General features: G+C 70.1%; 17 protein-coding genes. 14 read left to right on the plus strand and 3 right to left on the minus strand.

Annotation, left to right across the window (positions count from 1 at the left end; genetic code table 11):
- Positions 1-1144 precede the first annotated feature (1144 nt).
- The 4 genes from ACWENQ_RS42090 (at position 1145) to ACWENQ_RS42105 (ending at position 7206) form a co-directional block, all read left to right on the plus strand.
- A complete protein-coding gene (locus ACWENQ_RS42090) occupies positions 1145-1498 on the plus strand; it encodes a YraN family protein (RefSeq protein WP_452419315.1) in 354 nt (117 codons plus the stop codon).
- Positions 1499-3214 carry a YifB family Mg chelatase-like AAA ATPase gene (locus ACWENQ_RS42095; RefSeq protein ID WP_452419316.1) on the plus strand — a complete coding sequence of 572 codons (1716 nt, stop codon included), beginning with the start codon at positions 1499-1501 and terminating at the stop codon, positions 3212-3214. It begins immediately after the preceding gene.
- Between the two features lie 1621 nt (positions 3215-4835).
- Positions 4836-5966 carry a DNA-processing protein DprA gene (dprA, locus tag ACWENQ_RS42100; protein WP_449929540.1) on the plus strand — a complete coding sequence of 377 codons (1131 nt, stop codon included), beginning with the start codon at positions 4836-4838 and terminating at the stop codon, positions 5964-5966.
- Between the two features lie 352 nt (positions 5967-6318).
- Complete coding sequence (locus tag ACWENQ_RS42105) at positions 6319-7206, plus strand: tyrosine recombinase XerC (RefSeq protein WP_449929538.1); 888 nt, start codon at positions 6319-6321, stop codon at positions 7204-7206.
- 264 nt (positions 7207-7470) lie between these two features.
- Here ACWENQ_RS42105 and ACWENQ_RS42110 read toward each other — a convergent pair whose 3' ends face one another.
- On the minus strand, positions 7471-8802 hold the full coding sequence (locus ACWENQ_RS42110; protein ID WP_452419317.1) for a peptidoglycan DD-metalloendopeptidase family protein: 1332 nt from the start codon (positions 8800-8802) through the stop codon (positions 7471-7473).
- Between the two features lie 493 nt (positions 8803-9295).
- Here ACWENQ_RS42110 and ACWENQ_RS42115 point away from each other — a divergent pair, with 493 nt between their 5' ends.
- From ACWENQ_RS42115 to ACWENQ_RS42125, 3 genes are all read left to right on the plus strand, one after another.
- A complete protein-coding gene (locus ACWENQ_RS42115) occupies positions 9296-9940 on the plus strand; it encodes a DNA alkylation repair protein (protein ID WP_449929586.1) in 645 nt (214 codons plus the stop codon).
- 601 nt (positions 9941-10541) lie between these two features.
- A complete protein-coding gene (locus tag ACWENQ_RS42120; protein ID WP_452419318.1) occupies positions 10542-11015 on the plus strand; it encodes a GNAT family N-acetyltransferase in 474 nt (157 codons plus the stop codon).
- Complete coding sequence (locus ACWENQ_RS42125) at positions 11012-12331, plus strand: CoA transferase (RefSeq protein ID WP_452419319.1); 1320 nt, start codon at positions 11012-11014, stop codon at positions 12329-12331. The genes ACWENQ_RS42120 and ACWENQ_RS42125 overlap by 4 nt, the downstream gene beginning before the upstream one ends.
- Here ACWENQ_RS42125 and ACWENQ_RS42130 read toward each other — a convergent pair.
- Complete coding sequence (locus tag ACWENQ_RS42130) at positions 12315-13643, minus strand: MFS transporter (RefSeq protein ID WP_452419320.1); 1329 nt, start codon at positions 13641-13643, stop codon at positions 12315-12317. The genes ACWENQ_RS42125 and ACWENQ_RS42130 overlap by 17 nt on opposite strands.
- Positions 13644-13700: 57 nt before the next feature.
- Here ACWENQ_RS42130 and ACWENQ_RS42135 point away from each other — a divergent pair, with 57 nt between their 5' ends.
- From ACWENQ_RS42135 to ACWENQ_RS42160, 6 genes are all read left to right on the plus strand, one after another.
- Positions 13701-14309, plus strand: a complete 609-nt coding sequence (locus ACWENQ_RS42135; protein ID WP_452419321.1) for an ArsR/SmtB family transcription factor — start codon at positions 13701-13703, stop codon at positions 14307-14309.
- Positions 14310-14606: 297 nt separating this feature from the next.
- Positions 14607-15521 carry a 30S ribosomal protein S2 gene (rpsB, locus tag ACWENQ_RS42140; RefSeq protein WP_449929528.1) on the plus strand — a complete coding sequence of 305 codons (915 nt, stop codon included), beginning with the start codon at positions 14607-14609 and terminating at the stop codon, positions 15519-15521.
- Between the two features lie 122 nt (positions 15522-15643).
- Positions 15644-16477, plus strand: coding sequence for a translation elongation factor Ts (tsf, locus tag ACWENQ_RS42145; RefSeq protein ID WP_449929526.1), 834 nt, complete (start codon positions 15644-15646; stop codon positions 16475-16477).
- Positions 16478-16601: 124 nt separating this feature from the next.
- Positions 16602-17300, plus strand: coding sequence for a UMP kinase (pyrH, locus tag ACWENQ_RS42150; protein ID WP_449929524.1), 699 nt, complete (start codon positions 16602-16604; stop codon positions 17298-17300).
- Between the two features lie 100 nt (positions 17301-17400).
- Positions 17401-17958: a ribosome recycling factor gene (gene frr / locus ACWENQ_RS42155; protein WP_354920145.1), complete on the plus strand. Its 558-nt coding sequence runs from the start codon at positions 17401-17403 to the stop codon at positions 17956-17958.
- 107 nt (positions 17959-18065) lie between these two features.
- The gene (locus ACWENQ_RS42160; protein WP_354920148.1) at positions 18066-18890 is read left to right on the plus strand and encodes a phosphatidate cytidylyltransferase; all 825 of its coding nucleotides are present in this window, start codon (positions 18066-18068) and stop codon (positions 18888-18890) included.
- A 155-nt stretch (positions 18891-19045) separates the two neighbouring features.
- Here ACWENQ_RS42160 and ACWENQ_RS42165 read toward each other — a convergent pair whose 3' ends face one another.
- Positions 19046-20047 (minus strand): suppressor of fused domain protein, encoded by a 1002-nt coding sequence (locus tag ACWENQ_RS42165; RefSeq protein WP_452419322.1) that lies wholly within the window; start codon positions 20045-20047, stop codon positions 19046-19048.
- A 31-nt stretch (positions 20048-20078) separates the two neighbouring features.
- Between ACWENQ_RS42165 and rlmN the strand changes: the two genes are divergently transcribed.
- Positions 20079-21188 (plus strand): 23S rRNA (adenine(2503)-C(2))-methyltransferase RlmN, encoded by a 1110-nt coding sequence (rlmN, locus tag ACWENQ_RS42170; RefSeq protein ID WP_449929519.1) that lies wholly within the window; start codon positions 20079-20081, stop codon positions 21186-21188.
- The last annotated feature ends 329 nt before the right edge of the window (positions 21189-21517 follow it).

The raw sequence follows: 21517 nt of genomic DNA on the forward strand, positions 1-21517 counted from the left end.
CCGCTACGACAAACGCGCCTACATCTTCCTGGGAACCGTCACGGTCGCAGCCTTGGTCATCTGGCTCCGCACGTGATCCAGGAAACAGCTCCTAGGCGGCCGACTCCTCCTCGCTGCCGCAGATCGGGGGAGGTTCGAGAGGCGGTGTCGCCTTCCCCGGGCGGCCGAGATGGAGTCGCTTCCCGTGGGCGGCGGGTCTCTGAGGTGTCGCTGTTGGTGGGTGGCGGGTATCTCTGAGCGATGGCGCGGGTCTTCAGGGGGACCAGGTCTGAGAGGCGTCGTCTTTCCCGGGCGGGCGAGATAGGGTCGCTTTCCGTGGGCGGCGGGTTTCTGAGGTGTCGCTCTTGGTGGGTGGCACGTGTCTGAGAGATGGCGCCCGATCCTCGCGGGCGGCCAGGGTCTGGGAGACCGCGGCCCTCTCGGGTAAACGGCTGTGGCGCTCTACGGGTGGATGCGGGCCCAGGATGGTGGCCTCTTCCCGACGTTCGCGGCCCTCGAGACCCCGTGAATACCGGAACTTTTCCTGCCACCTGTCGATCGATCCAGCGGCCTCTCGCGCCCGCCGAAGCGTCAGGACCGGCCTGCGCTCCAGCATGTCGGAAAGGCTGCACTCCTCTCCGGATGCCGGATCACACGCGCTGGGCGGGCACCTCTTCCGGCACCTCGGCCACCGCTCGCTCGCCACGATGGAGCCCTTGCCCACCCGCCCGCACCGCTGACTCGGACCGGCCGGTCACCTGCCGACGCCCGAGGAACGGGCCGCTCACAGGCCCTGACCGACCGGTCGCCTGCTGGCTTCGACCCCTGAGCCCCTGGCCCGGGGACCTCCCGGCCACCCGCTGGTCCCGCCGGCCAACGTGCCCGTCATCTACCCGCGCTTCGGGACTTCCAGCAGTCCGCCCGCCCCATTGGACTGTCCGCCCGCGCCGCTCTGCCAGTCCCCACCTTGCGCAGGGGCCGCTCGACCAGACCATCTCCGCCCTCGTCCCTTCACTCCGCCCCGGCTCCAGAACTCCCGGACACCCCCCGACAAGCCTCCGTTATCCACACCCCGGTCACCGCCCCGCCGCCCCATCCACAGAACCCCGTTCGCCTCCTTCCACCCCACCCACCCTCCGGAAGAGTCACCACCGGAGGTGATCCCATGTCATCCAAAGACGAGCTGGGCAAACAAGGCGAGCAGATCGCCGTCGACTACCTGCGCGCCAAGGGCATGCAGATCCTCGACCGAAACTGGCGCTGCCGCCACGGCGAGATCGACGTCATCGCGGTAGACGGCACGAACCTCGTGGTCATCGAAGTCAAAACCAGGTCGGGCCGCACCCACGGCACCGCGCTGGAGGCCGTACGCCCCGCCAAACTGGCCCGCCTGCGCATGCTCGCCGCCACGTGGCTGGCCGCCCAGTCCCGCGGCTTCGACTCCGTCCGCGTCGACGTCATCGCCCTGGAACGGATCGGCGGCGACTTCGCGCTGCGCCATGTTCAGGGGGCGATCTAGATGGCGGTCGCGCGCACCCGTAGCGTCACCCTCATCGGCGTCGCCGGCCGCAGCGTCGAGGTCGAGGCCGACGTCGGCAGTGGCCTGGCCGGCATCCACCTCATCGGCCTGCCCGACACCGCGCTGAGCGAGGCCCGCGACCGGGTGCGCTCAGCGATGGTCAACAGCCACTACCCCTGGCCCGACGCCCGCATCACCGTCAGCCTCTTCCCTGCCAGCCTCCCCAAGCGTGGAAGCCAGTTCGACCTGGCCATCGCCATCGCGATCCTGGGCGCGGCGGGCGCCGTACCGGCCGACCGGATCGCGGAGCCGTTCTTCCTCGGCGAACTGGGGCTCGACGGACGGCTCCGCGCCATTCGAGGCGTGCTGCCCTCGGTGCTCGGCGCGGTGCGCAGCGGCGGCGCCACCGTGGTCGTCCCCGCCGCGAACGCCGCCGAAGCCGCCCTCGTCCCCGACGTCACCGTGGTGCCCATCACCGACCTGCGCCAGCTCGTGGAATGGTTGCGCCGAGGCGACGCGCCACCGCGCTACATCCCGACCCCCGACCCCTCAGCTGCAACAGACGCGTCTCCCGTACGGCATGCACACGAGCAGCACCGCCTCCGCCCCACATCGTCAGGCGTGTCCCGTCCATCCGGCGGCTCCGCACGAACGCTCGCCGATCACTCGCCGGACGCCACCTCAGACGACGGCACGCCGTCCTCGTCCGGATACGCCGTGGGCACCGCCTCAAGCGGTCCGCTCACCGGCCCGGACCCCGGTGTCGACCTGTCCGACGTGGTCGGGCAGCCGTTGGGCCGCCGCGCCCTCGAAGTGGCCGCCGCCGGAGGCCACAACCTCTGGATGCTCGGCCCGCCCGGCACGGGCAAGACGCTCCTGGCCGAACGCCTGCCCACGCTCCTGCCCGACCTCGAGATCGACCACGCCCTGGAGGTCACCGCCATCCACTCGATCGCCGGAGTCCTGCCGCCCGACAGCCCGATGATCAGCCGCCCGCCGTTCGTGAACCCTCACCACACGGCGAGCATCGCCTCGGTCGTCGGCGGCGGCAGCAGCGTGGTCCGCCCTGGCGCCGTCTCCCTCGCCCACCGCGGCACCCTCTTCCTCGACGAGGCGCCGGAATTCCCGAGACACGTCCTGGATTCGTTGCGCCAGCCGTTGGAAGCAGGGAAAGTGACCGTGTCACGATCGGTGGGCACCGTCACCTTCCCGGCGAAGTTCACGCTGGTCCTGGCGGCCAACCCGTGCCCGTGCGCCCAACCAGCCGGCTCGGGCGAGTCCTGCCGCTGCTCGCCCGCCGTACGGCGTCGCTACCTTGCCAGGCTGTCCGGACCGCTCCTCGACCGCATCGACATGAAGATCACAGTGGCCCGCTCCAGCCGGCGTGAACTCATGGCCGACCGCCAGTTCGTCGAGACCAGCAAGGTCGTCGCCGAACGCGTCAGACTCGCCCGCGAACGTGCCGCCGAACGCCTGGCCGACACCCCCTGGCGAACGAACGCCGAGATCCCCTCGGCGGCTCTCCACTCCGACTTCCGTCCGTCCGACCATGCCATGCGCCCGATGACGGCCTGCCTCGACTCGGGCTCACTCAGTGCCCGGGGGCTCGACCGTGTCGTACGGGTGGCTTGGACGATCACGGACCTCGCCGGCAAAGACCGTCCTGGAACCGACGAGACGGCTGCCGCCCTGGCCATGTGGCTCGGCGTCGGCTGACACCTTCCGCCGCCGTCCTGAAGTCGCCCCGAGCCAGCTGCGGATAGCGGGCACCGCCGCCACTGCAGCAACACCGCCACCTCGTCACACGGGCTCACTGAGCCCACCACACGCCATCCGGAGCGTCATTCTGCCGGTAGCAGCGACGCTCTCCGGCACTTCCACCCACACCACCAGGGAGCACGCCGACATGAGCAGCCCCACCCCCTCGACCCCGGACGGCGAGGACCCCTCGCGGACCCATCGCGACGAAGAGGCGCCAGGCAGGCCACTTTCGACCGATCCGGTGTGGCGTGAGCCGCCCAAGCCCTCACCACCACCGAACCCCACCCCGACCGCATCAGCGCCACATGCCCACACGCCCACAGTCCCCGCGCCATCCACATCACCGTCATGTGCCCACACACCGACAGCCCCCGCGCCATCTGAGGAACCATGGCCAGATCTCACGCGGCCATCCGGGGCAAGGTGGCCGGACCTTACGCGGCCATCTGAGGGAACGTGTCCGGACCTTGCGCAGCCATCTGAGGGAACGTGGCCAGATCTCACGCTGTCATCCGAGGGAACGCAGCCCGACCATACGCAGCCATTCGTGGGGACGTGGTCAGATTCCACGCGGCCATCCGGAGGACCGCGGCCGAATCTCACGCGGCCATCCGGCGGAACAGCACCAGAGCTCACGCCCCTCGGCCTGCCTGCTCGCACCCCTGGAGGTTCGACGCTCCCACCCTCGACCGAGCGCACACTGACCGAGCGCACGCTGTCAGACCCCGCGCTGCCGAACGATTCGTCGTGTCCCACACCGGCATCCCATCCTGCGGGGACGGACCCGCTTCCCGCGACTCCGCCGTCGTCTGGCGGCCTGGACGCCACGCCCCCATCCCCACCCACCGCCGGCCAGCACGCCGTCCCGGTAACACCCGAATCCGAGTCCACCAGGACTCCCGCTACGGATGAGGCGTCTCCGCAACCGATGGCCGCTTCCGTCACCGCGAGTCACGCCGAACTCGTGGCACGCCCACGGGAAACACCACGCTCCCAGGGACTGCCCTGTTGCGGGGAAGCACCGTGCTCGGGAGAAGCCCCGAGCTCGGGGGAAACGTCGAGCTCCCGGGGAGCGTCGAGCCTCGACGGAATGCCACGCTCTGGGGAACGGCCGCAGTCCGGGGAAGCGCTGCCTTGTGGGGAAGGGCCGTGCTCCAAGGATGGGCCACGCGCAGGTGAGGTGTCGTGCCACGGGGATGGGCCATGCGTGGGTGAAGTGTTGCGCTCTGAGGAATGGCCACGCGAAGGGGAAGTGTCGTACCCCGAGGAGGGGCCACGCACAGGCGAAGTGTTGCGCTCTGAGGAATGGCCACGCGAAGGCGAAGTGTCGTACTCCGAGGAAGGGCCACGCTGGAAAGAAGTGCCGTGCCACGAGGAAGCGCCTGGCCTCAAGGAAGCGGACGCGACGCCTGCCGTACTCGTGACACCCCTGCTAGGCGACCACGCACCGGACGGCATGTCAGAAGGCAGCCCACTGCCGGCCGCCGCCGGCCCATCCTCACCCCATACATGCGCGCATCCGCAGCCCCCGATCGCGCACGCTGACCGCCAAGAGACCCTGGCCAGGGCGGCGCTCATGCGCGCGGCGGACATCGGCGATCCCATCATGGGCCGTCTCGTCCGCTCGCAGGGGGCCGGCGCAGCCGTTGAGGCCATCCTCAAAGGTGCCCTGCCCGAGGACTTCGTCGCCGGCGAAAGGCTCCACGACCACGCGCCGACCCGTGTCGCCGAACTGCACCGGCGCTTCCAGGCTTGGCGTGCTCGCCTGGAGATCGCCGATCCAGCCGTGGACCTCGAAACAGGGCATCGTGCCGGAGCGCGACTCGTCATCCCAGGCTCGACCGAGTGGCCCACCCAGCTCGACGCGCTCGGGCACAGCCGCCCACTCGGCCTGTGGGTGCACGGCTCGGCCGACCTGCGCTTCTCCTGCCTGCGTTCGGTGGCCATGGTCGGGGCGCGGGCCGCCACCGCGTACGGCGTACACGTCGCGGCCGAGTTCGGTGTCGCGCTCAGCGAGGCGGGATGGACCGTCGTCTCAGGCGGCGCGTACGGCATCGACGGGGCCGCGCACCGCGGAGCCCTGGTCGGCGACGCTCCGACCATCGCTGTTCTCGCCTGCGGCACCGACATCTGCTACCCGAGCGGCCACCACGAGCTGTTCGCGGCAATACGCGAAAAGGGCGCCGTGGTGAGCGAGTGCCCTCCCGGCGTGCATCCCACAAGAGCGCGCTTCCTCATCCGCAACCGGTTGATCGCCGCTTTGTCCCGTGGAACGCTCGTCGTCGAGGCCGCCATCCGCAGCGGCGCGCTCAACACGGCGGGACACGCGGTCTCTCTCGGTAGATATCTGGCCGCGGTGCCAGGCCCGATCACCTCCGAGATGTCGATCGGCTGCCACAAGCTGATCCGCGACCGCAACGCCGTCTGCGTCACCACGCCCGAAGAGCTGATCGAGCTGGTCGGTCTGATCGGCGACGACATCGCGGTGCCGGCCCGCGGGCCCGTGCTGCCCCGCGACGCGCTGAACGAGCCCACCCGGCGCGTCCTCGACGCCGTCCCGAGCCGTGGGGGCGCGGGGCCCGCCTCGATCGCCGTCTCGGCTGGTGTCGATCTGACCACGGCGTTGAGCTGCCTGGGCGGCCTCGCCGCAGCCGGCTACGTGGAACGTGTCCCCAAGGGCTGGAGACTGCGCAGAGGCCAACCGTGATGACGGCTGCGGCGGTGACGGACGCGGAGCTTGGAGCTGCAGGCCGCCGGTGACGGTCGTTGGGATTGCCTTCGCTGGTGTGACGGAGTTCGGTGGCGGCCGTGCCGACGGAGAGGTGCGCTCAGGGCGCGCGGACACCGTCGCCAGTGATGAACGGCCCTCGCAAGGCAAGTCACCGGTGATGAACGGCCCTCGTAAGGCAAGCGGAGGGCCAGCCGGGTATGTCCGCGGTGAAGGGGGATCATGGATGGCAGGCGAGGGCATAAGAAACACGGGCTGAGGCATGCAGGCCAGCCCGGTCAAGAAACACGGGTTGAGGCATTCCAGGCCAGCCCGGTGAGGGAGCGGCGGTATGACAGACGGCGACGAGGTACTGGCCGAGTTCGAGAAGCATCTGCGCTTCGAACGGGATCTTTCGCCGCACACCGTTCGTGCCTATCTGTCTGACATAGCCTCCTTGCTCGCGCACCTGGACCTTGGGATGGCCGGGCTCGATACGGCAGCGCTGCGCGAGTGGCTGGCCGAGCAGCACGCCGCAGGTCTGTCGCGGGCGACTCTGGCGCGGCGTACGGCATGCGTGCGCACGTTCACGGCCTTCGCGCATAGGCGCGGATGGTTGCCTGACGATCCCGGCCTGCTCCTGGGCAGTGCGAAGGCGGCGAGGTCGCTGCCCGCCGTACTCGATCAAGAGCAGGCGCAGGCCGTCCTGGACGTGCCGCCGCAGTCGAGCGAGCCCAAAGACCTACGGGACCAGGCCGTCTTGGAGCTCCTTTACGCGACTGGTGTCAGGGTGAGCGAGCTGTGCGCGCTGGACGTTGACGACGTCGACAGGGACCGGAACGTGATCCGGGTTCTCGGCAAGGGACGAAAGGAACGGACCGTGCCGTTCGGGCTGCCCGCGCTGCGGGCGGTGGACCGGTGGTGCGTGCACGGGCGTCCGCTCTGGATCAGGGAGGGAACCGGCCCGGCGCTGTTCCTCGGAGTGCGCGGTGGACGGCTGGACGCGGGCACCGTACGGCGGATCGTCCACGCCCGGCTGGGAAGCGTCGACGGGGTGCCGGACATGGGACCGCACGGCTTGCGGCACACGGCAGCCACACACCTGCTGGAGGGTGGGGCAGATCTGCGGAGCGTGCAGGAGTTGCTGGGTCACGCCTCGTTGAACACGACGCAGATCTACACGCACGTGTCGATCGAGCGGCTGCGGGCGGCTTACCGGCAGGCTCATCCGCGCGCGTGAAACCGGTGTTTGGTCAGGTGGATCAGGCCAGTCCGTTGGTGAGCTCGTCTGTGCGTGGCTGACGGTAGGTAGCCGGGGATGGGTGGTTGGCGGGGGCTCGGCTGTGCGAGGACTGGTGGCTGGCGACGGTTGGTCAGTGAGGCGTCCCCGGCTGGTGAACGGGCGCTAGGTCATGTGATTTCGGGTCGTTACTTGCTGGGCTCCGGTGGACTCGTCTGTGGGTGGTCGGCGGTGGGTGGCGGGCGGTGGAGGTGTGGCGGCGGCTCAGGAGGTTGAGGAACTCGCGGGCGGGGTCGGCCAGTGGGGGAGCAGGCGGATGGGGCCCAAGCCGAGCAGTAGCAGGGGGTCGAGATAGCGGAACTCGCGGCGGAGTCCCCAGTGGAGGCAGGTTGTGATGCAGTGCCACGAGGTGGGTTCGATGACGCCGAGTTCGTCGCCCGTGGACACGGTCTGGCCGCGGCGCACTGACGCTCGCACGGGGAGATAGGTCGTCCGCAGACCGCCTGGGTGCTGGATGCTGACGACGCCGCGGCCGGCGAGGGGACCGGCGTAGGTGACCGTACCCGGGCCTGCCGCACGGACCCGTGCCCCAGGCGAGGCTGCGAGGTCTACGCCGCGATGTCCGGCGTGCCAGGGCTCGGGCGGTGGGCTGAAGCGACGGATGACCACAGGGCGACCGTCGAGGGGCCAGCGCCAGAGTGGTTGGTCGGCGGTGGGTGTGGGCGGCAGGAACGGATTCGCTGTTGCGGGTGGAAGTCGCGGGAGCGAGTTGGCAGCCGTGATGGGGGGTTGTGCGGCCGGGGCGGCTGTCGCGGGTGGGGGGTAGTGAGACGGATCCGCCGCTGTGAGTGGCGGCGACCCGAGCGGATCAGTGGCCGTGAGTGAGTCGTTCGACGGGTGGCGAGCGGCTGCGAGTGGATTGTCCGGGGGGCGATAGGCGGCCGGTGAAGACGGGTGGGTGGCGGAAGGTGAGTCAGCTGGGGAGCGGTGGGTGGCGGAGGGTGAGTCAGCTGGGGGGCGGTGGGTGGCGAAGGGTGAGTCATCTGAGCGGTGGTGAGTGGCGGAAAGTGAATGCTCTGAGAGGCCGTGTGGGGCGGTGACCGAGATCGGTGACTGCGGGTGGGTGGCGGTCAGCGAGTCGGGCGAGGGCATGTGGATTGGCGTTAGTGACGGGTGCGGAGGCGGGTCGGTGATGGTGGGTTGTTGTTGCCGTGCCGTCTGGGCGCTTGCGGTGGGTGAGGGATATTCGACCTTGTCCGGAATCGGAGGCCAGGCGATCAAGTCAGCGATCTTGTGACCAGGGGTTGCGCGCAGAGCTGGGGTGTTAGTTCCGGGTTGTGGGGCGGGTCGAGGCGGCCAGTTCGGTAGTGCGGAAGACGGAGACGGGGCGGCCGGAAGGGTGTGTGTCAGGACCAGGACGGCAGTCGCGCGAGAGGGGGTGAGGGCGAGGGCGGCCAGCGTGAGGGCGGTGGCGACGATGACCGCGAGGATGGCCTTCAAGGCCCGCGCTGACGGGCGGATGCCGCGCCGTGACGTGAGACCCGGGGCTTGACGGTGGGCAGCTCTGAGGAGCTTGCGCGGGGTGATGGGCAGCATGCGGCTCAGCGTCGTCGGTGGTGCCGGGGTCGGTTGGGGGCGAGTGAGATTCTGTGGAAAAGCGGCGGGGCTACTCGGCTACCTGTGGATCGTGCCTCGGGTGGAGCTTGGAGCTGGCTACTCTCATCCGGCCGGCAGCCAATCACTTTCCTCACTGGGTGAGCCAGCAGTCGGATGGCTGCCGGGCAGCCAATCACGCTCCTCACTGGGTGAGCCAGGAGTCGGATGGCTGCTCGGAGTGAGGCCGAGGGTCAGTGCCCAGGCTCAGTGCTGAGGGCCAGTGCTGAGGGCCAGTGCTGAGGGCCAGTGCTGAGGGCCAGTGCTGAGAACTGCTGCATATTTGTGAAGGCGCGGGATTTCGTGTCGATGGCTGCCGCCGAACCGGCGTGTACGGCAGGAGGCCGACTCCCCTCGTAGGCTGAATCTCGCACGTGACGGACAGGAGGTCGAGGTGGCAGAGACGACGCTGACCGAGCCGATGGTGGCCGAGGTGATGGCCGAGCTGGCCGAGCTCGAGGACCCGAGGGCACGCGAGGTGAACGAGAAACACGGTGACGATCACGGTGTTAACCTCGGCAAGCTGCGCGCGCTCGCGAAGCGGTTGAAGACGCAGCAGGAGCTCGCGCGCCAGCTCTGGGAGACGGGTGACACCGCGGCGAGACTGCTGGCGCTCCTGATCTGCCGCCCGAAGGCGTTCGAGCGTGACGAGTTGGACGCCATGGTGCGCGAGGCGCGCACACCCAAGGTGCACGACTGGCTCGTGAACTACGTGGTGAAGAAGAACCCGCACTCCGAAGAGCTGCGTCTTGCCTGGTCCGCCGATCCGGATGCAGTGGTCGCGAGTGCCGGCTGGGCGCTGACCACCGAACGCGTGACGAAGAAGCCCGAGGGCCTCGACCTCGCAGGGCTGCTCGACGTCATCGAGGCGGAGATGAAAGACGCCCCGGATCGCCTGCAGTGGGCGATGAACCACTGCCTGGCGCAGATCGGGATCGAGCACGCCGAACATCGCGCCCGTGCGATGGACATCGGTGAGCGCCTGGAGGTGCTCAAGGACTACCCGACTTCCCCGGGCTGCACGTCTCCGTTCGCGCCCATCTGGATCACCGAGATGGTGCGCCGACAGCACGACAAGTAGGACGGTTCGCGCGCTCACGCTCGTGCCACTACTCCCTCGGAACGCGGCACCCGATGCGAACCGGCCGTGAGGGGCCTCACGTCGCCTACCGCGTGGAGACCACGCCGGGCCTACCTGAGTCGCGGGCGTACCCGAGCACGCCGGGCGTACCTGAGTCGCGGGCGTACCCGAGCACGCCGGGCGTACCTGAGTCGCGGGCGTACCCGAGCACGCCGGGCGTATCCGAGCACGCCGGACGTATCCGAGCACGCCGGACGTACCTGAGCTGCGGGCCTATCCGAGCACGCCGGGCGTACCTGAGTCGCGGGCGTATCCGAGCACGCCGGACGTACCTGAGACGCGGGCCTACTCGGGTCGAATGAAGTGACCTGGCTGCTCGTCGCGGTGCAGACGTGTGACCAAGCGTCGAGACGGTTGGTCCGTCAGTCGAGAATTCTTGAGGAGGGTCACTCAGGAGACCTCTGACTGATGTGAAGGCCGGCCCGGAGACCGCTCGATGAGGCGCAGCGCACAGAGCGGCGGTTCCGGGAACCACCGTGGGGACCCGGGCGGGCGCGCCGGTGTCATGCTGGCGGTCGATCGAGTGAAGGGACAGCACCGGATGAAGCTCGAAGGACCTCGACTGACGTTGCGCGAGGCCGTCCCGGCTGACGAGCCGAGGCTGCGGGCGATCGTCGCCACCCCGGAGGTGGCCAGGTGGTGGGGGGAGGTGGACGACTTCGACGGCATGCTGGCCATCGCCCTGGACGGCGAGGTGATCGGCGCCGTCCAGTACGACGAGGAGGACGACCCGCAGTACCGTCACGCGGGCATCGACATCTTCCTGGCCCCCGAGCACCACGGTCGCGGCTACGGGAGCGAGGCCGTCCGGACGCTGGCGAGGTGGTTGATAGGGGAGCGGGGTCATCACCGGCTCACGATCGATCCCGCCGCGCACAACGCCGCCGCGATCAGGGCGTACGAGAAGGTGGGGTTCAGGCGGGTGGGCGTGATGCGGGCCTACGAGCGCGATCCGGCCACGGGTGTCTTCCACGACGGTCTGCTGATGGATCTGCTGGCCGGGGAGCTGACGTGACGGCGGCGGCGCTGATCGCCGATCTGGGCGCGCGGCTGGGTGTCGGCCTGCCGGGCGTTCGTGTCACCGATGACGGTTCGCGGCTGCCGTCCCGCTATCCGGTGGAGGTGGCGGCCGCCGTGTCGGTGGGGGCGGCCACCGCCGCTGCCGCCGCCATGCGCGGGGTGGGGGCCGAGGTCGATGTGCGGGAGTCGCTGGCCGCGTTCCTGGACGAGCGGCTGTTCACGATCGACGGCGCGACGAAGGAGCTGTGGTCACCGCTGTCGGGTGACTACCGGACGGCCGACGGCTGGGTCAGGCTGCACTGCAATTTCGACCATCACCGCGATGCCGTCTTCCGGGCGCTGGGCACGCAGGACGTCCGGCGGGCCTGCGCGGGCCGTACCTCGCGGGAGGTCGAACGGGCAGTGACCGGGGCGGGCGGGTGCGCGGCGGCGCTGAGGACGCCGGAGGAGTGGCGGCGGGACCCGAGGGCGCGCGCCGTGGCGGAGCTGCCGCTGGTCCGGCTCACCAGGGTGGGGGACGGCCCGGCCCGTGGCGGGGACGCGCCCAGGGTGCTCGACCTCACCAGGGTCATCGCGGGACCGGTGGCGACCAGGACACTCGCCGCCCACGGTGCGGACGTCCTCAAGGTGAGCACGCCCCGGCTGCCCGAGGTCGACGGGCTGGTGATCAGTACGGCGTTCGGCAAGCGCTGGTGCCACCTCGATCCGGCCACGGAGGCGTTCGCACGGTTGGCGGGCGCGGCCGACGTGGTGGTGAGGTCGGTACGGCCCGGCGCGCTCGGCGTGGTCGACGAGCTGGCGCGGCGCACGCCCGGCCTGATCACCGTGGACATCACCGCCTACGGGCGCACGGGCGGTCGGGGGTTCGACAGCCTGGTGCAGATGGCCACCGGGATCGCGTGGGGGGATCCGCCGCGTCCGCTGCCCGCGCAGGTGCTCGATCACGCGACCGGGTATCTGGCCGCGTTCGGGGCGATGGCGGCGCTGCTGAGAAGGCGGGTCGAGGGCGGCTCGTGGCGGGTGGAGCTGAGCCTGGCCAGGACCGCCCAGTGGCTGGACGAGCTGCGCCGCATGGCGGCGGCCGGGTCGTTCCCCGGATGGTGGGAAGCGGCGCCCGGCCGCGCGGGAGACCGGCCGACCGGCACCGGCGAGATCGAGGTCGGCGACCTCATGGCGGAGATGGACAGCTCCTTCGGCAGGCTCGGGTACGTGCTCCCGCCGGGCCGTGTCGGCGGTCGCCGGCCCGGTTGGGCGACGCCGCCGCCGCGGCCGGGTGAGCACGGCGCCGAGTGGCTCATCCGCCCGTCCTGATCTTGGTGATCGCGCTCTCTCGCAGGGCGGCGCTCAGCACCGGGTCGGGTTCGGGCGCCGGCAGGGCGCCAGGACGCGGACGGTGGGGGCGCAGCGGGGACCGCCAGATCCACAGCCCCGCCAGAGCGGTGCCGCCGGCGCAGATCAGGATGACCGCCCGCAGGCCGACCACCTCGGCCAGCAGGCCGCCCGTGATGCCGCCGAACGCGAGCACGCCGTGGATGGCGAAGGTCATGGTCGCGTTGACGCGCCCCATCATGTCGGCGGGCGCCTCGCGCATGGTGATGACGTTCGTGCAGGTGCCGAGGGAGACGACGATGGCCCCGATGAGCAGTCCCGTCGTGGCCATGACGGGGATCGTGACCTGCGGCGGGCCGCCGACCAGCCCGACCGTCAGCATGTCGAAGGGGAAGAGCAGGACCGCGTAGAGCATCACCCTGTTCTCGCCGAAGCGCCGGGCGAGCCTGGCGGTCGCCCAGGCGCCGATCAGGCCGCCGATGCCGGAGACCGCGGTGAGGGCGCCGATCATGCCTTGGGGGATCCGCAGGACCTGGAGCATGTAGAGGATCACGACGGCGATGTAGGCCATGGCGAAGAAGTTCAGCGTGACGCCGGTGGCCAGGATCGCGCGCAGCACGGGATGGCCGACGCTGAGGCGCAGGCCCTCGACCGCGTCGCGCCACATGCCGCGCGACGCGCTCGGCTCGTGGTCCTCGGGGGTGCGGATCGAGCGCAGCATCAGCGCGGAGGCCAGGAACGACACCCCTTCGGCCAGGACGGCGAGCGGCGCCGTGAGCACCTGGACCAGCAGTCCGGCGAGCCCGGGTCCGGCGATGGAGGCGACGGAGTAGGAGGCGTGGAAGCCGGCCATCGCCTCGGTCCGCTGCGAGGCGGGGACGACGACGGCCAGGTGGGGGAAGTTCGCCGCCCTGAACACGACGCTTGCCGTACCGATGACGAGAGAGACGGCGATCAGCAGCGGGACGCTGAGCGTGCCGGTGATCCACGCGAGGGGGACCAGGAGCGCCGCCGCGGCGGCGACCAGCTCGCAGGCGATCATCAGTGGCCGGTGCCGCCTGAGCCGGTCGGCCAGCGCGCCCGCGTGCAGGCCGAACAGCAGCGTGGGCACGGAGGCCGTCGCGGCCAGGAGCCCCATCTGGGCGGGTGAGGCGGCCAGCAGGGTGACCGCGGTGAGCGGGACGGCGAGCTTGGAGACCTCCGATCCGGTGACGGAGGCGGTCCTGGCCGACCAGAGCAGGCGGTAGTCGCGCTGCCGGTGGAGCGGCGGTAAATCCTGAAGGGTTTGCTTCACAACTGTGAAAGTAATCCTTCATAAGTGTGAAGGCAAGCCTTCAGGTATCGTCGTGACGTGACCAAGGAAGCGCGCCCGCTGCTGAGCGACCCCAAGGCGATGCGCGCGCTCGCGCATCCGGCTCGCCTGACGATGCTCACCGAGCTGATGTGGCGCAGGACGGCCACCGCGACCACCCTCGCCGAGGTCGTCGGCGTCTCCCCGAGCGCCGCCAGCTACCACCTGCGCATGCTGGAGAAGTACGGCTTCGTGCGCGACGCGCCCGCCAGCGAGGACGGCAGGGAGCGCCTGTGGGCCGTCGAGCCGGGCGGCTTCTCCTTCGGGTACGAGGACGACGACCAGCACGGCGTCCGTGAGGCCAAGCGGCTGCTCGCCGACGCGATCGCGGCCGACAAGGAGCGCGAGGCCAGGCGGGCGATGGACGCGGCGCCCACCGAGCCGGAGGAGTGGCGCGACGCGACGTTGTTCCAGCGCTCGCACCTGCTGATCACCGCGGCCGAGATGAAGGAGCTGGGCGAGCGGATCGAGGAGCTCGTGCGCCCCTACACCACCGCTCGGACCGGCGCGCCGGAGGAGGCTCGCCACGGCGAGATGCACCTGTCGCTCTTCCCCCGGGCCGCCAGGTCCGTCCCCGGCCTGCCGGCCGAGGACCACGACGCGGACTGACACGCCGGTCGGGCCGGGGATCATGGTGGGGGCTGACAGGCTCCGTCATGCCCGTCGCCGGTCGGCCGGCCGTGGACGACGACGTGAAGTGACGTGCGCCGACGGCCGGAGCGGTCAGGCCGGGGCTCCCCGCAAGGTATGATTTTCGGTGGCCTGTCAGCGACAGGCCGACTTCGCATGCCCCGTCGCGAACCGTTCCTTCGGTCCGGACGAGAGTCCGGCAGGAGCGAGAGCGGGGCATCAGGGCGGCAGGCCACACGGCTGCCGCGCACAACCGAGAAACTGGAGGACCAGCAGATGGCCCCCGTCGTCACCATGCGACAGCTCCTCGAGAGCGGCGTTCACTTCGGCCACCAGACCCGCCGGTGGAACCCGAAGATGAAGCGCTTCATCTTCACCGAGCGCAACGGCATCTACATCATCGACCTGCAGAAGTCGCTGTCGTTCATCGACCGCGCCTACGACTTCGTCAAGGAGACCGTCGCCCACGGCGGCACGATCCTGTTCATCGGCACGAAGAAGCAGGCCCAGGAGGCCATCGCCGAGCAGGCCGGCCGCGTTGGCATGCCGTACGTCAACCAGCGCTGGCTGGGTGGCATGCTCACCAACTTCTCCACCGTGCACAAGAGGCTCCAGCGTCTGAAGGAGCTCGAGGAGCTCGACTTCGACAACGTGGCCGGCTCGGGGCTCACCAAGAAGGAGCTCCTCATGCGCCGCCGCGAGAAGGAGAAGCTCGAGCGCACGCTCGGCGGTATCCGTGACATGGGCCGCGTGCCCAGCGCGGTGTGGGTCGTCGACACCAAGAAGGAGCACATCGCGATCTCCGAGGCCAAGAAGCTCGGCATCCCGGTCGTCGCGATCCTCGACACCAACTGCGACCCTGACGAGGTCGACTACCCGATCCCCGGCAACGACGACGCCATCCGCGCCGTCGGCCTGCTGACCAGGGTCGTCGCCGACGGTGTCGCCGCCGGTCTCATGGCTCGCTCCGGCGCCGCCCGCGGTGACGAGAAGCCCGCCGCCGCCGAGCCGCTGGCCGAGTGGGAGCGCGAGCTCATCGAGCAGGGCTCGGGCGAGCAGAAGGTCGACGAGGTCGCCGCCCCTGCCGACGAGGTTGCCGCTCCCGCTGACGAGGCTGCCGCCCCCGTCGAGGAGGCCGCCGCCCCCGCCGAGGCTCAGGCCGCCGCCGAGGGCGAGACCGAGCAGGCCTAAGGGCTTGCGAGGGTACGGCTCGCGCCGGCCGCGCGAGCCGTACCCCCCGCCGGTGGTCGCACCGGCACCGAGGCTTTCCGGGTCCAACCCGATCCACGACGACATCCCACGAGGAAAAGCACATGGCTTCCGTGAACATGGCCGACGTCAAGCGGCTTCGCGAGCTGACCGCCGCCGGCATGATGGACTGCAAGAAGGCGCTGGAGGAGTCCGAGGGCGACTTCGACCGCGCCGTCGAGCTCCTGCGCCTCAAGGGCGCCAAGGACGTCGGCAAGCGCGAGGCGCGCACCGCCTCCAACGGCCTGGTCGCGCTCAAGCAGGAGGGTGACTCCGCCGCCGCGCTGCTCGAGCTCAACTGCGAGACTGACTTCGTCGCCAAGGGCGAGCGCTTCCAGGAGCTGGCGGCCCAGGTCGTCGCGCACATCCTGGCCACCAAGCCCGCCGACGTCGACACCCTGCTCGCCTCCACCCTCGACGGCAAGTCCGTCAAGGAGCTGCTCGACGAGGCCAACGCCGCGCTGGGCGAGAAGATCGAGATCCGCCGCTTCGCCGTGCTCGAGGGTGGCTACATCGGCGCCTACATGCACAAGACCGACCCGCAGCTCCCGCCGGCCGTCGGTGTGCTCGTGCAGCTCGACAAGCCCAACGCCGACGTCGTCAAGGACGTCGCGCAGCACGCCGCCGCCATGGCGCCGAAGTACCTCGACGCCGAGGCCGTTCCCGCCGAGGTCATCGAGAAGGAGCGCGCGCTCTTCGAGGAGATGACCCGCGAGGAGGGCAAGCCCGAGGCCGCCATCGCCAAGATCGTCGAGGGTCGCGTCAACGGCTGGTACAAGGACTTCACGCTGCTGCAGCAGGCCTTCGTCAAGGACAACAAGAAGACGATCGCCAAGTACGCCGAGGAGAACGGCGTCGAGGTGCTCGCCTTCGTCCGCTTCAAGGTCGGCCAGGCTTAGTCTCGAGGTGGGAGGCGCGTACCGTCTCCCAACCGCTCTACCAGAACCACCACCCGAGGAGGCCGCCGCCGTGCAGGAGAACCAGGAGCCCGTCGCGCCGGCGGCTTCGTCGTACAAGAGGGTCATGCTGAAGTTGTCCGGCGAGGCGTTCGCCGGCGGCGAGCCCATGGGCATCGATCCGGAGGTGGTCGGTCACGTGGCCGACTCGATCGCCGAGGCGGTGCGCGAGGGCGTCCAGGTCGCCGTCGTGGTCGGCGGCGGCAACATGTTCCGCGGCGCCGCCCTGTCCGCGGGCGGTCTCGACCGCGCCAGGGGCGACTACATGGGCATGCTGGGCACGGTCATCAACTGCCTGGCGCTCCAGGACTTCCTTGAGAAGCGCGGCATCGAGACCCGCGTCCAGACCGCCATCTCCATGCAGCAGGTGGCCGAGCCGTTCCTGCCCCGCCGCGCCATCCGGCACCTGGAGAAGGGCCGCGTGGTCATCTTCGGCGCGGGGCTCGGGATCCCCTACTTCTCCACCGACACCTGCGCCGCGCAGCGAGCGCTGGAGGTCGGCGCCGAGGCGCTGCTCAAGGGCACGCAGGTGGACGGGGTCTACGACTCCGACCCGCGGAAGAACCCCGACGCGGTCCGGTTCGACCACCTCGACTACGCGGAGGTCCTCGTACGCGACCTCGCCGTCATGGACCAGACCGCGATCAGTCTGTGCAAGGAGAACGACCTGCCCATCGTCGTCTTCGACCTGATGGGCGAGGGCAACATCCTGCGCGCGGTGCGCGGTGAGAAGATCGGCACGCTGGTGAGTCCGGCAGGGAAATAGGGAGCGAGCCTGACGACGCGAGCGACGCGGTGCCTGGCGCAGAGGGATGGGGCCGTGGCGCGAGCCAGGAAGGTGAGCGACCAATAGACAGGGAGCCGCTGTGATCGACGAAACTCTCCTCGAAGCCGAGGAAAAGATGGACAAGGCCGTTTCGGTCGCGAAGGAGGACTTCGCGGGCATCAGGACCGGCCGTGTCACCCCGTCGATGTTCAACAAGATCAACGCCGAGTACTACGGTTCGCCGACCCCGATCCAGCAGCTGGCCTCGTTCCATGTCCCCGAGGCCCGCATGGTCATCATCCAGCCCTACGACAAGGGCTCGATGGGCGCGATCGAGAAGGCGATCCGTGACTCCGACCTCGGGGTCAACCCCAGCAACGACGGCCAGGTGATCAGGGTGGCCTTCCCCGAGCTGTCGGAGGAGCGCCGCAAGGAGTACGTCAAGGTCGCGCGCAACAAGGGCGAGCACGCCAAGGTCTCGATCCGCAACATCCGGCGCTCCGCCAAGGAGACGCTCGACAAGATGATCAAGGATGGCGAGGCCGGCGAGGACGAGGTCCGCCGCGCCGAGAAGGAGCTCGACGACCTGACCCACAAGCACGTCGCCAAGATCGACGAGCTGCTCAAGCAGAAGGAAGCGGAACTGCTCGAGGTCTGAGCGGTCGCATCCGCACGGCCCTCGCGTGGACGCGGGGGCCGTGGCTTTGTCACGAAGTGTGCGCATCAGACGGCTCGGTGCGGTCTGACCGCCGAGTTGGAGAGTCTGTGGAAGAACGCACACCGGGCAGCCGTACCGGCAGGAACCTGCCGGCCGCCATCGCGGTCGGCGTCGTGCTGGGCGCGCTGGTCCTGGCCTCCCTGCTGACGATCAAGGAGCTCTTCCTCCTGCTGGTCGTGGCGGCCGTGGGCGTGGGCGCGGCAGAGGTGGTTCACGCGCTCGGCACGCGCGACATCAAGGTGCCGCTGATCCCGGTGCTCGTGGCGACGGCCGCGATGCAGGCGGGCGCCTACTGGGGCGGGGCCTCGTGGCTGCTCGGCACCTACGTCGTGGCGGTGTTCGCGCTGCTGCTCTGGCGGATGTTCGACGGCCCGCAGGACGGCTACGTCCGCGACGCGACGGCATCGGTGTTCGCCCTGGCCTACCCGCCGCTGCTGGCCGGTTTCGTCGCGCTGATGCTCGCCACGCCGGAGAACGGCCACTACCGGGTGCTGATCTTCATCGCGGTCACGGTGAGCAGCGACATCGGCGGCTACTTCGCCGGCGTGCTGTTCGGCAGGCACAAGATGTCGATCATCAGCCCGAAGAAGACCTGGGAGGGTTTCGCCGGATCGGTGCTGGCCTGCATGGTGGTCGGCGCCTGGCTGGTGACCTGGCTGATGGGCGGCCAGCTGTGGCAGGGCGCGCTGATCGGCCTGCTGGGGGCCGTCATGGCGACCCTCGGCGATCTGGTCGAGTCGATGATCAAGCGGGATCTCGGCATCAAGGACATGGGGTCGGTGCTGCCGGGACACGGCGGCCTGATGGACCGGCTCGACTCCCTGGTGGCGACGCTGATCCCGGTGTGGCTGCTGCTGTCGCTGTTCTTCTGAGGAACGGCGCTCCTCAGACGCCTGCGGGCCGTGCGTTTCACGGGTCTTCGCCCCGTGCGTTTCACGGGTCTTCGCCCCGTGCGCTTGATGCCGCCCGCGGGCCGTGGTTCACGGGTCTTCGCCCTGTACGCTTCATGCCGCCCGCGGGTCGGGGTTCACGAGTCCCCGGCCCACGCCTCCAGCCAGAGCCAGCGGACGGCCTCGCCGCCGAACCCGAACCCCGACAGGTCCGGCATGTCGGGGGCGTCGGCGAGCATGATCACCCCGTCGTACCGCGCGCCGAGAGGGAACGTCGACGGCTCGTGGTACCACGTGGCGGTGTGCCCGTGGCCCAGCCACGTCACCGAATGCCACGGGTACTGCGCCAGCCACACCAGAAGCAGCGCCGCCTCGCGCGGGTCGCCGTGGGTGGCGACGGCCAGCTCGATCCTGGCGTAGGCGCGCGGCCGGTCGATCCACTGCTCGACCGTGGGCATGCGCTGGCAGCTCATACCGACCGTCGACAGCACGGTGAAGTCCCTGCCCCGGTACGGCGGGCGCTCGCTGATCCCCACCGTCGGCAGCCGCTCGCCGCTGGCGTCCCAGTAGCGCCCCGACGGTCCGACGGTCCGGTCGAGATGCCCCATGACGAACTGCTGGAAGGAGGCCCACGAGCCCTCGCTGTGGCGCCACTGCCAGTAGGAACCGGCGTGGTCGAGCCGCGGCTGGAGCCCGTCGAGCGCCTCGGACAGCGCCCAGGCGAACGGCGTCTCGCCGACGGCCTCGCGCGCGTAGCCCGGCATGCTCCTGCTCATGTCCGCCCAGCCCGGAATGACCGCGAGAAGCTCGTCGTTCTCATACAGGGCGACCCCGTCGCCCTCCTCGAACCATAAGGTGGTCAGCTGGCCGAGCGCGTGCCGTCCCGCGGGATGGCGGGTGTTCGGCCGTGGCATGAGGGGCGGCGCACCCGCGTTCAGCCTGGCCAGATCGACGACCTCGGGGGCGGGCACGTGGTTGGCCAGCCAGACGGCTCCGTGCACCTCGCCGCCCGGGGAGCACAGGTAAGCTACCGACGCGGCGTCGTCGCGTTCGACCACCAGAGTGCGGCTCCCGTAAGGGTTGCCATCGGTGAGGACGACCTCGGTTTGCCCCTCGCCAGACGATCGGTATATCGCCATACATCTGGACTCTAGATTAAAGAGAGGGCTCATGACCGCCGAGAAGACCGAGCGCCCGTTGCTGCAGTTCACGGCGCCGCGCCGGGCCAAGCCCGCGAGACATCTGGCGGATCTGACGATGGCCGAGCGCCGCACGGCGGTCGCCGAGCTCGGCGAGAAGCCCTTCCGCGCCGACCAGCTCTCGCGCCACTACTTCACGCACCTCACCACCGACGTCGCGGCGATGACCGACCTGCCGGCCGCCGCCCGCGAGAAGCTGTCGGTGCTGCTGCCCCCGCTGCTGACCTCCGTGCGCGAGCTGGCCACCGACGCGGGCACCACCCGCAAGACGCTCTGGCGACTGTTCGACGGCGCGCTGGTCGAGTCGGTGCTGATGCGCTACCCGGACCGGGTCACCATGTGCGTGTCCTCGCAGGCGGGCTGCGGCATGAACTGCCCGTTCTGCGCCACCGGCCAGGCGGGGCTGACCCGCAACATGTCCACGGCCGAGATCGTCGAGCAGGTGGTCTCGGGAGCCAGGGCGCTGGCCGCGGGCGAGGTCCCCGGCGGCCCCGGCCGGGTCAGCAACGTGGTGTTCATGGGCATGGGTGAGCCGCTGGCCAACTACAAGGCGGTGATCGGCGCGGTCCGCCGCATGGTCGAGCCCGCGCCCGACGGGCTCGGCATGTCCGCGCGCGGCATCACGGTCTCCACCGTGGGCCTCGTGCCGGCGATCGCCAAGCTCGCCGACGAGGGGCTGCCCGTCACGCTGGCGCTGTCGCTGCACGCCCCCGACGACGAGCTGCGCGACACCCTCGTGCCGATCAACACCCGGTGGAAGGTGCACGAGGTGCTCGACGCCGCGTGGGCCTACGCCGCCAAGACCAAGCGGCGGGTGTCCATCGAGTACGCGCTGATCAAGGACATCAACGACCAGGAGTGGCGTGCCGACCTGCTCGGCAAGCTGGTGAAGAACAAGCTGGTGCACGTCAACCTGATCCCGCTCAACCCCACTCCCGGTTCGAAGTGGACGGCCTCCCGCCCGGAGGACGAGCGGGCGTTCGTACGCCGCCTGGAGTTCCACGGGGTGCCGGTGACCGTCCGCGACACCCGCGGACGCGAGATCGACGGCGCCTGCGGCCAGCTCGCGGCCGCAGAGTGATCCCCCGTACGGCAAGCCGGGCCGGCGCCCGTTCGTGATCCCCCCGTACGGCAAGCCGGGCCGGCGCTCCCGCGGTCACGACTGACCGCCTGTCCATCACGCCACTCCAGCGGGACTTCGGCGCGCCGCCGTTACGTCGCCCTGCCAACCCGAAGACCCCCAACCCCGACAACTCCCAAGGCGACTGGGCGACTGGGCCGGGAGCGCCGCGACCTCGGCGACCCGGCTGGAGGCGGGAGCCCAGGGGAAGTCCCGAGCTACGGAGAAGCCAGGGAAAGCCCGAGGGCGGCCGAGGAAGGGCCCGAGGGGAAAGCCTGAGCGGAAAGCCC

It is taken from the genome of Nonomuraea sp. NPDC004354 (assembly GCF_053602555.1).

Excerpts from the sequence above, each read along its gene's own strand:
- ACWENQ_RS42110 (WP_452419317.1), bottom strand. The coding sequence starts at position 8,802 with ATGCTGCCCATCACCCCGCGCAAGCTCCTCAGAGCTGCCCACCGTCAA.
- rpsB (WP_449929528.1), top strand. The coding sequence starts at position 14,607 with ATGGCCCCCGTCGTCACCATGCGACAGCTCCTCGAGAGCGGCGTTCAC.
- pyrH (WP_449929524.1), top strand. The coding sequence starts at position 16,602 with ATGCTGAAGTTGTCCGGCGAGGCGTTCGCCGGCGGCGAGCCCATGGGC.
- ACWENQ_RS42165 (WP_452419322.1), bottom strand. The coding sequence starts at position 20,047 with ATGGCGATATACCGATCGTCTGGCGAGGGGCAAACCGAGGTCGTCCTC.
- rlmN (WP_449929519.1), top strand. The coding sequence starts at position 20,079 with ATGACCGCCGAGAAGACCGAGCGCCCGTTGCTGCAGTTCACGGCGCCG.
- dprA (WP_449929540.1), top strand. The coding sequence starts at position 4,836 with ATGCGCGCGGCGGACATCGGCGATCCCATCATGGGCCGTCTCGTCCGC.
- ACWENQ_RS42095 (WP_452419316.1), top strand. The coding sequence starts at position 1,499 with ATGGCGGTCGCGCGCACCCGTAGCGTCACCCTCATCGGCGTCGCCGGC.
- tsf (WP_449929526.1), top strand. The coding sequence starts at position 15,644 with ATGGCTTCCGTGAACATGGCCGACGTCAAGCGGCTTCGCGAGCTGACC.
- ACWENQ_RS42105 (WP_449929538.1), top strand. The coding sequence starts at position 6,319 with ATGACAGACGGCGACGAGGTACTGGCCGAGTTCGAGAAGCATCTGCGC.
- ACWENQ_RS42115 (WP_449929586.1), top strand. The coding sequence starts at position 9,296 with ATGGCCGAGCTGGCCGAGCTCGAGGACCCGAGGGCACGCGAGGTGAAC.
- ACWENQ_RS42120 (WP_452419318.1), top strand. The coding sequence starts at position 10,542 with ATGAAGCTCGAAGGACCTCGACTGACGTTGCGCGAGGCCGTCCCGGCT.
- ACWENQ_RS42090 (WP_452419315.1), top strand. The coding sequence starts at position 1,145 with ATGTCATCCAAAGACGAGCTGGGCAAACAAGGCGAGCAGATCGCCGTC.